The following is a 15,026-nucleotide window of genomic DNA, read 5'->3' as shown; positions in this document are numbered from 1 at the left end:
CTCTCTGCGGGATGTCGCAACAATAGCAATCGCGGGATCATTCACCCGCCTTGCCGGACACGTTCGCACCTTGACGCAAGTGAATCGTAAATGGCTGTTCATTAAAAAGCGCTTCATTAGCGCAACCTGCATTTAGGGTTAGCGCCCGGTTTTGAAACGTGGTGAATGAGTGGTAAGTGCCAGGCCGCGCCGGTGATTTGCGGGAGCGGAAAAGGGTTGTTGCGGAATGAACGAAGCGGGACTTGAAACGGGCGCGGATGGCCGTGTGCGGTGTTTCTGGCAGCAGGGGCTGGAGGACTACAGCCGTTACCACGATGAGGAATGGGGTTACCCCGTCACCGACGATCGCCGCCTGTTCGAAAAGATCTGTCTGGAAGGGTTTCAGTCCGGCTTGTCCTGGCTGACGGTTCTGCGCAAGCGCGAGGCGTTCCGTCTTGCCTTCGCCAATTTCGAGTTCGAAAAAGTGGCGGAGTTCGGGGAAGCCGAGATAGAGCGCTGCGTTGCGGACAAGGGCATTATCCGTCATCGCGGCAAGATCGTTTCAACGATCAACAATGCTCGCCGCGCCCTGGAGCTGCGGCACGAATTCGGTTCTCTCGCCCGTTATTTCTGGAGTTTCGAGCCCGCCGCCGTAGAAAGGCCGCAAAAGCTGGACTATGCGACGTTAAGGGCCAACCCCACCAGCGCCGCGTCCATTCGTCTTTCCAAGGATTTGAAGAAACGCGGCTGGAGCTTCGTCGGCCCGACGACCGTCTATGCATTCATGCAGGCCATGGGTATGGTCAACGATCATATCGAAGGTTGTCATTGCCGCCAGCCGATAGAGGCCATGCGGCGGGAGTTCGTACGTCCATGAAGGTAACGTCCCTTCTACTGGCTCTTACCATGGCCGTGGCGGCCGTGCCGCATCAATCCTTCGCGGAAAGCCGCAATGTCGACGGCATCTGGCTGGATGACGGCGAGAGGCTTAAGGAAGTCGGCCTGCCGCCCACCGGGCCGCTGAAGCTCGATGGCTGGACGCGGCGCGGGCGCGGCGATGTCTACCGCCTGAAGGTCAAGGCCGGACAGACGATGAAGGTCGAGCTTGCCTCCTCCAGCGAATTCGTGCTGATGGCGATCTTCGATTTTTCGACGCCGAATGAGGATGCTATCTTCTTCAGCGATTCCGGAGGTAAGATAGCGACGCTGACGCCGAAGACGGATACGGAATGGCTGATCCGTCCGACGCTTATCCTGGGATCACCGCGCCGCGGGCTGGGCGCGCATTATATCCTGACGGTCAGCACCGGAAAATAACGCCCCGGCGTATCTTCAGGCCGTCTGCGTCAACACGATCAGACCGAAGCTCAAAATTCCAAGCAGCACGAGCGAGAGGCTGGCGGCGACGATGACCTTGCCGCCGGCATGGCGAAGGCTGCGAATATCGACCGAGAGACCAAGTGCCGCCATCGACATGATGGTGAGGATGTTGGAGAGCGAGGCGACGGGGGCGAGCAAAGCTTCGGGAATGAGCCCGAAGGACCGGGCCATGATCATCAGCACGAAGCAGATGATGAACCATGGCACCATCTGCTGTAGCTTCAGGCGTTGCGTGCCGGACTGACCGTGGATGACGGAAAGGGCGGCGATGACCGGCCCCAGCATCAGGACGCGGATGAGCTTGACGATTGTGCCGGTCTGCACTGCGACTGCGCCGAGCGGCGCGGTGGCGGCCAGCACCTGCGGCACCGCATAGACCGTCAGGCCCGCAAAGATGCCATATTGAGTGGCGTCGAGACCGAGAAGCTGCGGCAGGAACGGCATCAGCAAAACGGCGACGACACCAAGGACTGCCGTGAAAGCGATCGAGGCGGCGACATCTTCCGGCTTGGCACCGATGGCGGGTGCAGCCGCCGCGATGGCGGAATTGCCGCAGATGGAATTGCCGCAGGCAATCAGCGTCGCGAGTTTCGGCGGCAATCCCAGCATTCGCCCGGCAGCATAGCTGACGATCAGCGACAGCGCGACGATCACCGCAATACCACCGATCAGCAGGCCGCCGGCACCTTTCAGGATGGCAAGGCTCAAGGATGCGCCGAGAAGCGCCACCGCGATCTCAAGCAACGTCTTGGCGCTGAACTTGATACCGGCCGAAGCGACCGCCGGCAGCGACACCAGCGAACGGACAAACGTCCCGATCAGAATGGCAAGCACGAGATCACCAAGCCATGCGTGCCCCGCAAACCGCACCTGAAAACGCTCCGCCAGAATAGCCGCGCAGCTGACCGCCGCGCAGAGCAGAATGCCCGGCAGAAGCGAGGTGAACCAGCGCAGGGAAAACTGAAAGGGGTGGGTGAGAGTGCGATGCTGTGCCATGGCCAGACAATGCCGTAGCGACATGTTTTATTCTATCAAATAATATGGCATATATTATTCGATAAAATCGAACGGAATGCCATGACCTTCGAACAGTTGCGCATCTTCATCGCCGTCGCCGAACGCGAGCATCTGACCAGGGCCGCGCAGGCGATCGGTCTGACCGCCTCGGCGGTCAGTTCCGCTATCAAGAACCTCGAGGCCTTTTATAATGTCGAGCTTTTTCATCGCGTCGGCCGCAATATCGAACTAACCGAAAGCGGGCGGGTATTTCTGGGGGAAGCGAAGGCGACGCTGGCGCGCGTCAGAAGTGCGGAACTTATCCTGTCGGAGATGGGCGGCCTGACGCGCGGCGAAATCACCGTTTGCGCCAGCCAGACGATAGCGAGTTACTGGTTGCCGCCGATCCTGATGCAGTTCAAGAAGCTCTATCCGGGCGTCACGGTGAAGCTCGATATCGGCAATACGAAAACGGTGACGCAGGCCGTGCTCGACGGCCTGGCGGAGGTCGGTTTCATCGAAGGCAGGATAGACGAACCCGCGCTGATGGTGCAACCCGTGGTATCCGACAAGCTTCTGGTCGTCACCGGGTCGGCCCATCCTTTCGCCGATGGCCGTTATCTGACTGCTCTCGATATGCTCTACGGAACATCCTGGGTTTTGCGCGAGCAGGGCTCCGGCACCCGTTCCGCTTTCGAGGCGGCGGTGCGGCAGATGGGTGTCGATCCGGCCGATCTTTCCGTCATGCTGGAACTGCCCTCCAACGAGGCGGTGGTGATGGCGGCGCGTTCGGGCGGAGCGGCGACGGCGGTCTCGGCCTCCGTCGCGTCCCTCTTCCTGCGGCAGGGATTGCTGGTCCGCTCAGGCATCGATCTGCCCGCCCGTAACTTCGCCCTGTTGCGCCACAAGGAACGCCACACCAGCCGCGCGGCGATGGAACTGGAGCGTCTCAGCCGCGCCGCCTCGGAGGATTACAAGGCCGGTCTCGCCGGCTTGTAGGCCCGAAAGCGGTCCGGCATCGTCTGACCGACTGCGCGGGCAGCAGGGACGATCACGTCAATTCACGGGCAACGACGTGATGAACGATGCGATAATCCCTGCTTTCTTCCCCAAACGGGGCAAGCGGCCATTCCCAGGAGGCGGCGGGCGCGGAAATACCGACGCCATGCAGCAAGTCCTCGTGCTGGTGTACGCTGCGGTCCTTGCCGATGACATCGAAGGATGTGTCCGTCACGAGGCACACCTTGCAGGGAAGGCTGGTCAACGCGTCCAGATGGGTCTGAATGAGCCTCGGCAGAAGGTCCTCCGGCGCGCCTGCAATTTTCTCCCGTTCCAGTCGATGCCGCGCGCCGGTGCCGATCTGCGACAGGAGATTGGCCGAGACGACGAAATCGAGATAGGGCACCCGCCGCAGGAACTCGAGCGGCTCCGGTTCTTTCCCGGCGAGGATTTCGTCGAAACCGGAGAGGTCGCGGTGGGCAATGCGCACATTCTTTTTGGAATTGAAGCGCAGCTTGGCCTGCACGCTGGCAAGGTGCACCAGATCGACCAAGACGACTGTGTCGAACATCGCCACCAGTGCGCCATAGGGCACGTCGCGCAGCAGGCCGGACCCCAGCACCACCGCCGTTCGCCTCTGTTTCAGCTTTCTTGCCGATTGCAGTACGAATTGCCGGCTGTTGTTCTCATGCTCCGCCCATGCCCTGGCGCAGCGGTTGGCGCGCGCCCAGAGGTTCACGGAATAGCGGATATGCAGCCGAAAAGGCTTCGGCGTCACCGCCTGGGTGGCGGCATATTGCAGGGCTTCGGGGATCATGGGTGCCTAACGGTAAATATCGCGACGATGGCCGATTTCGACCACCAGCACGACAAGCTTGTGGTCCTGTATATCGCAGATGATACGGTAATCGCCGACACGGTAGCGCCAGAAACTGCCGAGTTCGGAGCCTTGCAGGGCGGCGCCGGTCCTGCGGGGATTGTCGTCTTGGACGATCCGGTCCGCGAGAAAAGAAACGATACGATTAGCCTCGCTCTTCGTCAGTTTTTCCAGTTGCTTGAGGGCGCGGTGCTGGAATTCAATTTTCCAGGTCAAGATCGCGCATCACTTCTTCCAGAGTATAGGTGCGCTCTTTGTTCGCGATACGCCGCCGCGTCGCCTCTTCGGCGAGATAAAGATCTTCCATATCCTCGATATGTTTCTCGATTGCCTCGCGGATGTAAAAAGCGGATGTGCGGCCGGTGCGCTCGGAAAGCGCTTTCAGCCGTTCATAGGTCTCGTCCGGCAGGCGAATGGCCGTCTGTTTGCTCATGGTCTCGTCCTTTCCAAGCCGAAATGGGATACATGCATCCCATATAACACCACTCGCCTTGCGGGGCCAGCAGAACCGGAGCCTTTGCGGCTTGCCGCACCGGGCTTCATCCTCTAATACACCGGCATAATTTCAGGAAAATATCGGATCGGCATCATGAGCGAAAAGCAGAAAAAGCCTCAGAAACTGAAAGCCCGCCTGCCGCGCGGCTTCGTGGACCGTTCGGCTGCCGATATCCATGCCGTGAATGAGATGATTGACAAGATCCGCAAGGTCTACGAACTTTACGGTTTCGACCCCATCGAGACACCGCTGTTCGAATATACCGATGCGCTTGGCAAGTTCCTGCCCGACAGCGACCGCCCGAACGAGGGCGTGTTTTCGTTGCAGGACGACGACGATCAGTGGATGAGCCTGCGTTACGATCTGACCGCGCCGCTCGCCCGCCACGTCGCGGAAAACTTCAACGAAATCCAGCTGCCATACCGCACCTATCGCGCCGGTTACGTCTTCCGCAACGAAAAGCCTGGCCCCGGCCGCTTCCGCCAATTCATGCAGTTCGATGCCGATACGGTCGGTGCTGCTGGCGTGCAGGCCGATGCCGAAATGTGCATGATGATGGCCGATACGCTAGAAGCACTGGGTATTCAGCGCGGCGACTACGTCATCCGTGTCAACAACCGCAAAGTGCTCGATGGCGTCATGGAAGCCATCGGCCTGGGCGGCGAGGAGAATGCCGGTCGTCGCCTGAACGTGCTGCGCGCCATCGACAAGCTCGACAAGTTCGGTCCGGAAGGCGTGAGACTGCTGCTCGGTCCCGGCCGTAAGGATGAGTCCGGCGACTTCACCAAGGGCGCGGGTCTCGGCGACGAGCAGATCGAAAAGGTTCTGTTTTTCGTCGGCATCAAGGATTATGCGGAAAGCGCCGATGATCTTGCAAAACTGGTTGCAGGCACGTCGAAAGGCGCGGAAGGCGTTGATGAACTGAACATTATCGGCGCTCTGGTCTCGGGTGCCGGTTACGATGCGACACGCATCAAGATCGATCCCTCCGTCGTGCGTGGCCTCGAATATTACACCGGCCCGGTCTATGAAGCCGAGCTGACCTTCGATGTCACCAATGAAAAGGGCGAAAAGGTCGTGTTCGGCTCGGTCGGCGGTGGCGGACGTTATGATGGTCTCGTTTCGCGCTTCATGGGCCAGCCGGTTCCGGCCACGGGCTTCTCCATCGGCGTCTCGCGCCTGATGACTGCGCTCAAAAACCTCGGCAAGCTCGGTCAGGTCAAGCCGCTGGCACCTGTTCTGATCACCGTCATGGATGGCGATGTGGAGAGCATGGGCCGTTACCAGCGCTTCACGCAGGCGCTGCGCGCGGAAGGCATCCGTGCCGAAATGTATCAGGGCAACTGGAAGAAATTCGGCAACCAGCTGAAATATGCCGACCGTCTCGGTTCCCCCATCGCCATCATCCAGGGCGGTGACGAGCGCGCCGAAGGCGTGGTGCAGATCAAGGACCTGATCGAAGGCAAGCGCCTTTCCGGCGAGATTGAGGACAATGCCAGCTGGCGCGAAGCGCGCGTGGCGCAGGTCACCGCACCCGAAGCCGAACTGGTGGCGAAGGTTCGCGAGATTCTGGAGGCACAGGCCGAAGATTTGCTGCGGGCGCAAGGCAAGTAATGTGATGCGCGCCGTTTACCCCCCTCTGCCCTGCCGGGCATCTCCCCCACAAGGGGGGAGATCGATATGCGGCTATGTTCCGGCCATCTCGACGCTTGAAAATAAAGCGGCGGGTGTCCGCCTTGCTGATCTCCCCCTTGTGGGGGGAGATGCCCGGCAGGGCAGAGGGGGGTATCTCGCGGCCCAATCCTCATATTTGAGCCTTCTCGATCGAAAGAGCCGAATTTCCCCGAGAATCGTTGCAATAGTTCACCGCGCCGCCGAAGGGCGCTAGGGCCATGGCTATACTTGCGCTCGATCACGTTCAACTGGCGATGCCTGCTGGTCGGGAAGACGATGCGCGGGCATTTTATAGTGGCCTGCTCAGCTTTGCGGAGCAGGCAAAACCCGCCAATCTTGCCGCGCGTGGCGGATGCTGGTTCACCTGTGGCCCGATAAAACTCCACCTCGGCGTCGAGCAGGATTTCAGGCCGGCAAGGAAGGCCCATCCGGCCTTTCTGGTCGATGATCTCAAGATCTTGCGAAAAACACTTGAAACTGCGGGCTGCCATGTGGTTGAGGATGAGCCGCTTGAAGGATATCACCGGTTTTATGTCCATGATCCCTTCGGAAACCGCATCGAAATGATGCAGCCGCTCGAACCGTGACGAAAAGTACCGTTCCATGCCCCTGATCGACATGCCGGAATTTTCCGGAGAGCTATTGGAAGAATTCGCCGCGCGCCGCACAAGCCGTGTGAACACGCCCGTTATCCAGCCCGCTCAACCGTTTCTGGATATGGCGGGCGAGGATTTGCGCCGTCGTATTTTCATGACGGAAAGCGAGACGGGTGAGAGCCTGTGTCTGCGCCCCGAATTCACCATTCCCGTCTGCCTTCGCCATATCGAGACGGCGACCGGCACGCCGAAGCGTTATTCCTATCTGGGCGAGGTGTTCCGCCAGCGCCGTGAGGGGGCGAACGAATTTTATCAGGCTGGCATCGAGGATCTCGGCGATACCGATATCGCCGCTGCCGATGCTCGCGCCGTCATCGACGCAACCGCCATCCTGAAACGGCTGCTGCCCGGACGTTCGCTCTCCGTCACGCTGGGCGATCAGCAGGTGTTCGAGGCGGTGGTCGCAGCACTCGGCCTGCCGCTTGGCTGGCAAAAAAGGCTGGTGCACGCTTTTGGAGATATGGCGCAGCTCGACGCGCTGCTGGAAAGTCTTGTGCACCCCAAGCCCATGACCGGCCTTGACGCGCGGGTCGCCGGCCTTCTGGCGACGGGAGACGAGGCGGTGCTGGTCGAGTATCTCGACACGGTGATGCAGGAAACCGGTTATTCCACCAATGCCAGCCGCTCGCCGCAGGAAATCGCCCGCCGTCTGCGGGAAAAGCTGGCGCTCGCCGCCACGCGCTTGCCGGATGAGAGCTTCGAGCTGCTCAAGCAGTTTCTGGCCCTGCAGGCGCCCTTGCCGCAGGCATCACAAATTCTGGCTGACTTCGCCGCGAAGGCGAAGCTGAAACTGGACGGTGCGCTTTCCGCTTTCGACAATCGTGTCGCGGCGCTGGCCAATGCCGGGGTCGATCTCGAAACGGTCACCTATGGCGCGGCCTTCGGCCGTCCGCTCGATTATTATACCGGCCTTGTTTTCGAGGTGGCGGAAGCGGGTAGCGATAGCGTGCTGGCCGGTGGGGGGCGCTTCGACCGGCTGCTGACGCTGCTTGGCGCGCAGGAAAAAATACCGGCCGTGGGCTTTTCGCTCTGGCTGGATCGCATCGAGATGGTGCGCGGGAGCAACATGCCATGATCACCATTGCCTTGCCCTCCAAGGGCCGGATGAAGGAAGACGCCTCCGCCGTTCTGGAACGCGCCGGGCTGAAGGTTGCGGCCGTCGGCAACGACCGCTCCTATCGCGGCCGTATCGAAGGGCGCGACGATATCGAGATCGCCTATCTGTCGGCCTCCGAGATCGCCCGCGAGATCGGCGCGGGAAGCGTGGATTTCGGCGTGACGGGGGAAGACCTGGTGCGCGAAGGGCTGACCAATGCCGATGCGCAGGTGGAATTCTGCGCCCGCCTCGGTTTCGGCCATGCCGATGTCGTCGTCGCCGTGCCGGAAATCTGGCTGGATGTGGACAGCATGGCCGATCTCGGCGACGTGGCCTCGGAGTTCCGTGCCCGCCATGGCCGTAGGCTGGCGATCGCCACCAAATACTGGCGGCTGACGCAGCAGTTCTTTTCGCGCCAGCACGGCATCCAGCTTTATCGGATTGTCGAAAGCCTAGGTGCTACCGAAGGCGCGCCTGCGGCGGGGCAGGCGGATATCATCGTCGATATCACCTCCACCGGTTCGACGCTGAAGGCCAACCACCTGAAAATCCTGTCCGACGGCGTCATCGTCCGCTCGGAAGCCTGCTTTGTGCGGGCGCGCAAGCCGGAGCATGAGGGCGATGCGGCGGTTCAGGAGATCGCGGCGCGCATAAAAGCGGCCGTCTGAAACTGCAAAAAGAAAAAAGCCGCCGGATCGCTCCGGCAGCTTTTTCTTTGTCGGTCTGTTGAGTTGACTCAGGCGTGGGCCAAGGCGACGCCGCGCTTGGCGTCAACGGAATAGGCGCCGGGGCCGAAGGCCGCGAGCAGGATGTAGGCGCCGGCAAGGGTGATGTTCTTCACCAGCATGATGCCGTTCAGCGTGTTGATCCAGCCGAGAGCAGGCTCAGGCCAGCCGGGAACCGCAACGGTGCCGCTGTGGAACACGAGACCGGTGAATACGCAGAAGACGGCAAGCGCCCATGCGGCAATCTTCGTCTGGAAGCCGGCGAGAATGGCAAGGCCGGCAACGAATTCGAACAGGCCGGCAAGATAGGCGAGCGCGGTTGCGGCAGGCAGGCCTGCACCGGCGATCATGCCGGCGGTGCCGGCCGGATCGGTGAGTTTGCCAAAGCCTGAATAGATGAAAATGAAGGAAAGCAGAATGCGGGCAATGAGAACGAGGACGTTCTGGCTGCTGGACATGGATATCTCCGGTAAATGATCGGCGTGTCGCCGGTTGAGCTGCGAGGCAATGTCTGGAGATACCAATGACTGAAAATCATCCATCTATAAAGATGAACAATAGAAGACGAATTGTCTTCATTTTGTGAACGCTCGGCGGCGCTCAGGCGGCGAAGCGCATATCCTCAAAACGCGGAAACAGGAACAGGCCGGATATACGCCCTTGCTGGCCGACCTCGAAACCGGAGGATTCGCCCATGCAGATGAGCGGCTGCCGCATTGCCGGCAGGGTGAACAGGCCGGTGGAGAAACAGAAGCGCGAGGGTGCGGCGGAAGCCTGTTCGAAAAGTTCGAGGACGCGGGCGTGGTGGCCACGGTCATAACAACGGATCAGGCTCAGCAGGCCGCATTCGCCCTGTGGCAGGCCATGCATGAACGAGGCATGTTCGCCAAGCTTGATGACGCCGCTCGAAAGATCACCGCTCCATTCTTCCGAAACAAAGAAATGCGACAGGGTATGGGTATCCGGAATGGTTGTCGCGGCCGCAGGCAGAGCATCGTTGCGTCTTGATATTTCGAACAAATCGCGCCCCCGCATGAACATCGTATCAGCGCCGCAAGTCCAGGCTTCGCTGCAAAAGTTGATCTTTCATCGCCACCCGCGGTCGAACGTGGTTGCCAAGCATCGAACCCCTTCAATGCTTGCGTTCCGTCGCGGCACCCTTATGGGGCGGACTTATAGTTTATTTTCTTCTGCCTACAACAACCTGTCAGAGAGAAAATCAAAAATAATATGTATTCCTTCATCGTATTCGTGAAATATACGAAAAAATCAACTAAACGTCGTACTTATAAATTGGAGGGGATGAAGATCCGCCCCATTGACGATTGTGATTCGTCCCTCGTGGCGACCGGTTATTGCACACGCCGCCAAACACAAGCCGGCTAACGTTGCCACTGTTTCAAAAAGAAACAATATTTTTTAAGCCAATGCCCGGCAAAGAAAAAGGGCGATCCGAAGACCGCCCTTTCGTATTCCAGTGACAGGACTGATTGGAAGTCCATGCCGCCCGTCTGGCGCGCTTGCGACGCCAGACCTCTGAAAGGTATGGGCGGCAAAGAAAAAGGGCGATCCGAAGACCGCCCTTTCGTATTCCAGTGACAGGACTGATTAGAAGTCCATGCCGCCCGTCTGGCGCGCTTGCGAAGCCAGACCCCTGAAAGGTATGGGCGGCAAAGAAAAAGGGCGATCCGAAGACCGCCCTTTCGTATTCCAGTGACAGGACTGATTAGAAGTCCATGCCGCCCATGCCGCCGCCAGGCATCTGGGGCATTCCCGAATCCTTCTTCGGAAGTTCGGCGATCATGGCTTCGGTGGTGATCAGCAGAGAAGCAACCGAAGCTGCGTTCTGCAGAGCCGTGCGAACAACCTTGACCGGGTCGACGATGCCGAGCTGGATCAGGTCGCCATATTCGCCGGTCTGGGCGTTGTAGCCGTAGTTGTCTTCGTTCTTCTCGAGGATCTTGCCAACAACGATGGAAGCTTCGTCACCTGCGTTTTCTGCGATCTGGCGAACCAGAGACTGCAGAGCCTTACGCACGATGTTGATGCCGGCTTCCTGGTCGTCGTTCACACCCTTGACGGTGATCTTCGTGGAGGAACGCAGCAGGGCAACGCCGCCGCCCGGTACGATGCCTTCCTGAACAGCAGCGCGCGTCGCGTTGAGAGCGTCGTCGATGCGGTCCTTCTTTTCCTTCACTTCAACTTCCGTCGAACCGCCAACGCGGATCACGGCAACGCCGCCAGCGAGCTTGGCAAGACGTTCCTGCAGCTTTTCGCGGTCGTAATCGGAAGTGGTTTCTTCGATCTGCGCCTTGATCTGGGCAACGCGGCCTTCGATGTCGGACTTCTGGCCGGCACCGTCGACGATCGTGGTGTTTTCCTTGGAGATCGAAACCTTCTTCGCCTTGCCGAGCATGTCGAGAGTTACGGTTTCGAGCTTGATGCCGAGGTCTTCGGAAATGACGGTGCCACCGGTCAGGATGGCGATGTCTTCCAGCATGGCCTTGCGGCGGTCGCCGAAGCCCGGAGCCTTGACGGCAGCGATCTTGAGGCCGCCACGCAGCTTGTTGACGACGAGCGTTGCAAGAGCTTCGCCTTCTACGTCTTCAGCGATGATGACGAGCGGCTTGCCGGTCTGAACGACAGCTTCGAGAACCGGCAGCATGGCCTGGAGGTTCGAAAGCTTCTTTTCGTGCAGAAGGATGTAAGCGTCTTCGAGGTCCGCAACCATCTTTTCCGGGTTGGTCACGAAGTAGGGCGACAGGTAGCCGCGGTCGAACTGCATGCCTTCGACGACTTCGAGTTCGGTTTCAGCGGTCTTGGCTTCTTCAACGGTGATGACGCCTTCGTTGCCGACGCGCTGCATTGCTTCAGCGATGTCGAGACCGATCTGACGCTCGCCGTTTGCAGAGATCGTGCCGACCTGTGCAACTTCTTCCGAAGTGTTGATCTTCTTGGCCTTGGCCTGAAGGTCCTTGACGACTTCTGCAACAGCAAGATCGATGCCGCGCTTCAGGTCCATCGGGTTCATGCCGGCAGCAACTGCCTTTGCACCTTCGCGAACGATGGCCTGGGCCAGAACCGTTGCGGTGGTGGTGCCGTCACCGGCGATGTCGTTGGTCTTGGAAGCGACTTCGCGAACGAGCTGTGCGCCCATGTTCTCGAACTTGTCTTCCAGTTCGATTTCCTTGGCGACGGAAACGCCGTCCTTGGTGATGCGCGGTGCGCCGAAGGACTTCTCGATAACGACGTTACGACCCTTCGGGCCGAGGGTGACCTTCACTGCATCAGCAAGAACGTCGACGCCCTTGAGCATCTTTTCGCGCGCTGAGCGGCCGAATTTGACTTCTTTGGCTGCCATTTTCAAAACTCCTGGTTTCGAACGGCCGGACGGGGTCCGGCTTGAAATTTAAGGAAACGATGGGTTCGGCTAAATCAGCCGATGATACCCATGATGTCGGCTTCCTTCATGATCAGAAGGTCTTCACCGTTGAGCTTGACTTCGGTGCCCGACCACTTGCCGAACAGAACGCGATCGCCAACCTTGACGTCGAGAGCGACGATCTTGCCGGCCTCATCGCGTGCGCCGGAACCGATGGCGACGATTTCGCCTTCCTGCGGCTTTTCCTTGGCGGTATCGGGAATGATGATGCCGCCCTTGGTCTTTGCTTCGGACTCAACGCGACGAACGACGACGCGATCATGAAGCGGACGGAAATTGGTGCTTGTCATTGCCTAATCCCTCGATCAAATGACTTCACGAGCCGTGGAGGCTCGCGTGATGGGTGTTAGCACTCCCTTTGTTGGAGTGCCAGCGAAGCGGAGATAAGGAGGCGTCCTTCCGGAGTCAAGAACGCGCCGTCGGAAAAATTTCACGCCCTATGGTTATCAGCGTTCCATGACAGAAATTTCCACGCGCTGACGTGCGCGGGCAAACCGCCCCTTTCCGCAGGCCCGCCGTCGTCTCAGGCGTAGCGCGCTTTTATGGTCGGACAGTGGCGGGTCGGCTGCTGGCAGGCCCGACGCCGCTTTTTTCCTTGCCATTAGCGTCCTGCTTTGCCATTTGACGCACACCCTTTTCTCGCATCCGGAAAGCACATCATGGCCCATCGCATTCTCACCCTCGGCGAAATCACTGACGGGTTCGACGTTATTCTTTCGGATGTCTGGGGCGTGCTGCACAATGGTGTCAGCGTTTTTCCGGATGCGGCGGTTGCACTGCACGAAGCGCGCAAGGTCGGCAAGACGGTGGTGCTCATCACCAATTCGCCACGTCCCGCCCCCGGCGTCATCGCGCAGCTTCGCGTGCTCGGCGTACCGGATGAGGCGTATGACCGCATCATCACCTCGGGCGACGTCACCCGTGGCCTGATCGCGGAAGGCCCGAAAAAAGTCTTTCTGCTGGGTCCTGATCGGGACATGCCTTTGCTCGAAGGTCTCGATGTCGAACGTGTCGGCGAGGCGGATGCGCAATCCGTGGTCTGCACCGGTTTCTTCGATGACGAGACGGAAACGCCCGAAGATTATACGGAAATGCTGAAAGGCTTCATCGCCCGCAAGGTGCCGATGATCTGCGCCAACCCCGATCTGGTGGTGGAGCGCGGCGAGCGCATCATCCCCTGCGCCGGCGCCATGGCCGCTTATTACGAACAGCTTGGCGGCGAAGTCCGCATTGCCGGAAAACCGCATGCGCCGATCTACGAAGCCTGCCTGGCTGCGGCCGGAGAGGTGCGCGGCGCCTTCGCCAAGGATCGCGTGCTCGCCATCGGCGACGGCATGCCGACGGATGTGAAGGGCGCGATTGCGAGCGGCCTCAACCTTCTTTATATCAGCGGCGGCATTCACGCCGCCGAATATACGCTGAACGGCCAGACGGATGAGGCGCTTCTCAACGCCTATCTGAAGGGGCAGGGTGCTGCTCCCGGCTGGTGGATGCCCCGTCTTGCTTAGTGAATAGCTGGCGTAAAAATTGGATCGACTGCCATGACCGTCTTTCATCGCAATGAAAAAAAAGAGCCGTTGCCGGAAGCTCTTCGCGGCGGCGTCATCGCGATCGGCAATTTCGATGGTGTGCATCGCGGCCACCGCGCCGTACTGGACCGCGCGCTGGAACTGGCCGAGGCGCGCGGCGTTCCGGCGCTGGTGCTGACCTTCGAACCGCATCCGCGTTCCATATTCCGCCCCGAAACGCCGGTTTTCCGGCTGACGCCCGCGCCGTTGAAGGCGCGCATCCTCGAAGCCATCGGTTTCCGCTCCGTCATCGAATATCCCTTCGACCGGGAATTCTCGCAGCGCTCGGCGGACGAATTCGTCAATTCCATTCTGGTCGACTGGCTGGGCGCCAGCGCGGTCGTCACCGGCTTCGATTTTCACTTCGGCAAGGGCCGCGAAGGCGGTCCGGCATTTCTGATGGCGGCCGGCAAGCGCCATGGCTTCGACGTGACGCTGGTGGACGCCTTTCGCGACGAGGGCGCGGATGTCGTCTCCTCCAGCCGTATCCGTTCGCTTTTGTGCGAGGGTGAGGTGGCGGGCGCCGCAGGCCTGCTCGGTTACCGTTTCACGGTGGAGAGCGAAGTCATCGGCGGCCAGAAGCTCGGGCGCACGCTGGGTTATCCGACAGCCAACATGGCGCTCGCGCCGGAAACGGAACTGAAGGCGGGCATCTATGCCGTGCGGTTCCGCCGTCCCGATGGTGCGATCCACGATGGCGTTGCAAGCTTCGGTTACCGCCCGACGGTCACCGAAAACGGCGCCGCGTTGCTGGAAACCTATGTCTTCGATTTTTCCGGCGATCTTTACGGTGAGATCTGTTCGGTGTCCTTCTTCGGGCACCTGCGCGACGAACTGAAATTTGACGGCCTGGAACCGCTGGTCGCGCAGATCAGGCGTGACGAGGAAGAGGCAAGGGCGATGCTGTCAGGCGTGCGGCCGCTGAGCGAAGTGGACGCGAAGATCGCATTTTGAGCGGGCAGGTAATGCCATCCCCGATCGTCGTCGCTTTTCACTTCCTTTTTGCCGGAAAACCGCATAAACAACCGGCCATGTCCCAATACCGGTTGCTGTTTACAGTTCAGATTGGCCGAATTATTGGCCCGGCCTTCCGCCCGCTCTGAAGAGCCGGAAGGTCCGGGATTTTGGCGCTTGTCAT

At 59.9% G+C, this 15,026-nt stretch carries 17 protein-coding genes; 9 read left to right on the top strand and 8 right to left on the bottom strand.

What is annotated here, in order from left to right; translation table 11 throughout:
* The first annotated feature begins 226 nt into the window (after positions 1-226).
* Positions 227-856, top strand: a complete 630-nt coding sequence (locus RS75_RS20935) for a DNA-3-methyladenine glycosylase I (protein WP_045024082.1) — start codon at positions 227-229, stop codon at positions 854-856.
* Complete coding sequence (locus RS75_RS20930) at positions 853-1,296, top strand: hypothetical protein (RefSeq protein WP_045024080.1); 444 nt, start codon at positions 853-855, stop codon at positions 1,294-1,296. Before RS75_RS20935 ends, RS75_RS20930 begins: the two co-directional genes overlap by 4 nt.
* A 15-nt stretch (positions 1,297-1,311) precedes the next feature.
* Here RS75_RS20930 and RS75_RS20925 read toward each other — a convergent pair whose 3' ends face one another.
* Complete coding sequence (locus RS75_RS20925) at positions 1,312-2,355, bottom strand: YeiH family protein (protein ID WP_045024078.1); 1,044 nt, start codon at positions 2,353-2,355, stop codon at positions 1,312-1,314.
* An 81-nt stretch (positions 2,356-2,436) separates the two neighbouring features.
* Here RS75_RS20925 and RS75_RS20920 point away from each other — a divergent pair, with 81 nt between their 5' ends.
* The gene (locus RS75_RS20920; protein WP_045024076.1) at positions 2,437-3,354 is read left to right on the top strand and encodes a LysR family transcriptional regulator; all 918 of its coding nucleotides are present in this window, start codon (positions 2,437-2,439) and stop codon (positions 3,352-3,354) included.
* 52 nt (positions 3,355-3,406) lie between these two features.
* On the opposite strand, the gene RS75_RS20915 is transcribed toward RS75_RS20920, so the two are convergent.
* Genes RS75_RS20915 through relB form a run of 3 tightly spaced genes read right to left on the bottom strand, consistent with a single transcriptional unit; the run spans position 3,407 to position 4,664 of the window.
* Complete coding sequence (locus RS75_RS20915) at positions 3,407-4,171, bottom strand: hypothetical protein (protein ID WP_045024074.1); 765 nt, start codon at positions 4,169-4,171, stop codon at positions 3,407-3,409.
* Between the two features lie 6 nt (positions 4,172-4,177).
* Positions 4,178-4,447 (bottom strand): type II toxin-antitoxin system RelE family toxin, encoded by a 270-nt coding sequence (locus RS75_RS20910; protein WP_045024071.1) that lies wholly within the window; start codon positions 4,445-4,447, stop codon positions 4,178-4,180.
* Entirely contained in the window at positions 4,431-4,664 is a 234-nt protein-coding gene (gene relB, locus RS75_RS20905) for a type II toxin-antitoxin system RelB family antitoxin (RefSeq protein ID WP_045024069.1), read from the bottom strand. Before relB ends, RS75_RS20910 begins: the two co-directional genes overlap by 17 nt.
* A 156-nt stretch (positions 4,665-4,820) precedes the next feature.
* Here relB and hisS point away from each other — a divergent pair, with 156 nt between their 5' ends.
* The 4 genes from hisS to hisG all read left to right on the top strand — a co-directional run bounded on the left by hisS (position 4,821) and on the right by hisG (position 8,821).
* Positions 4,821-6,341: a histidine--tRNA ligase gene (gene hisS / locus RS75_RS20900; protein ID WP_045024067.1), complete on the top strand. Its 1,521-nt coding sequence runs from the start codon at positions 4,821-4,823 to the stop codon at positions 6,339-6,341.
* 278 nt (positions 6,342-6,619) lie between these two features.
* Positions 6,620-6,988: a VOC family protein gene (locus tag RS75_RS20895; protein WP_045024065.1), complete on the top strand. Its 369-nt coding sequence runs from the start codon at positions 6,620-6,622 to the stop codon at positions 6,986-6,988.
* 16 nt (positions 6,989-7,004) lie between these two features.
* Positions 7,005-8,132, top strand: a complete 1,128-nt coding sequence (locus RS75_RS20890; RefSeq protein WP_045024063.1) for an ATP phosphoribosyltransferase regulatory subunit — start codon at positions 7,005-7,007, stop codon at positions 8,130-8,132.
* Entirely contained in the window at positions 8,129-8,821 is a 693-nt protein-coding gene (gene hisG / locus RS75_RS20885; RefSeq protein WP_045024061.1) for an ATP phosphoribosyltransferase, read from the top strand. Before RS75_RS20890 ends, hisG begins: the two co-directional genes overlap by 4 nt.
* 68 nt (positions 8,822-8,889) lie before the next feature.
* On the opposite strand, the gene RS75_RS20880 is transcribed toward hisG, so the two are convergent.
* The 4 genes from RS75_RS20880 to groES form a co-directional block, all read right to left on the bottom strand.
* A complete protein-coding gene (locus tag RS75_RS20880; RefSeq protein ID WP_045024059.1) occupies positions 8,890-9,336 on the bottom strand; it encodes a DoxX family protein in 447 nt (148 codons plus the stop codon).
* 142 nt (positions 9,337-9,478) lie between these two features.
* The gene (locus RS75_RS20875; RefSeq protein ID WP_045024128.1) at positions 9,479-9,913 is read right to left on the bottom strand and encodes a hypothetical protein; all 435 of its coding nucleotides are present in this window, start codon (positions 9,911-9,913) and stop codon (positions 9,479-9,481) included.
* 691 nt (positions 9,914-10,604) lie between these two features.
* The gene (gene groL, locus RS75_RS20870) at positions 10,605-12,239 is read right to left on the bottom strand and encodes a chaperonin GroEL (protein ID WP_045024057.1); all 1,635 of its coding nucleotides are present in this window, start codon (positions 12,237-12,239) and stop codon (positions 10,605-10,607) included.
* 74 nt (positions 12,240-12,313) lie between these two features.
* Positions 12,314-12,610: a co-chaperone GroES gene (gene groES, locus RS75_RS20865; protein WP_045024055.1), complete on the bottom strand. Its 297-nt coding sequence runs from the start codon at positions 12,608-12,610 to the stop codon at positions 12,314-12,316.
* A gap of 369 nt (positions 12,611-12,979) precedes the next feature.
* Between groES and RS75_RS20860 the strand changes: the two genes are divergently transcribed.
* Positions 12,980-13,828: a TIGR01459 family HAD-type hydrolase gene (locus RS75_RS20860; protein WP_045024053.1), complete on the top strand. Its 849-nt coding sequence runs from the start codon at positions 12,980-12,982 to the stop codon at positions 13,826-13,828.
* Between the two features lie 33 nt (positions 13,829-13,861).
* Positions 13,862-14,842, top strand: coding sequence for a bifunctional riboflavin kinase/FAD synthetase (locus RS75_RS20855; protein ID WP_045024051.1), 981 nt, complete (start codon positions 13,862-13,864; stop codon positions 14,840-14,842).
* Positions 14,843-15,026 lie beyond the last annotated feature (184 nt).

The organism is Rhizobium nepotum 39/7 (assembly GCF_000949865.1).
GTDB lineage: Bacteria > Pseudomonadota > Alphaproteobacteria > Rhizobiales > Rhizobiaceae > Agrobacterium > Agrobacterium nepotum.
This window is presented reverse-complemented; position numbering and strand designations above follow the sequence as displayed.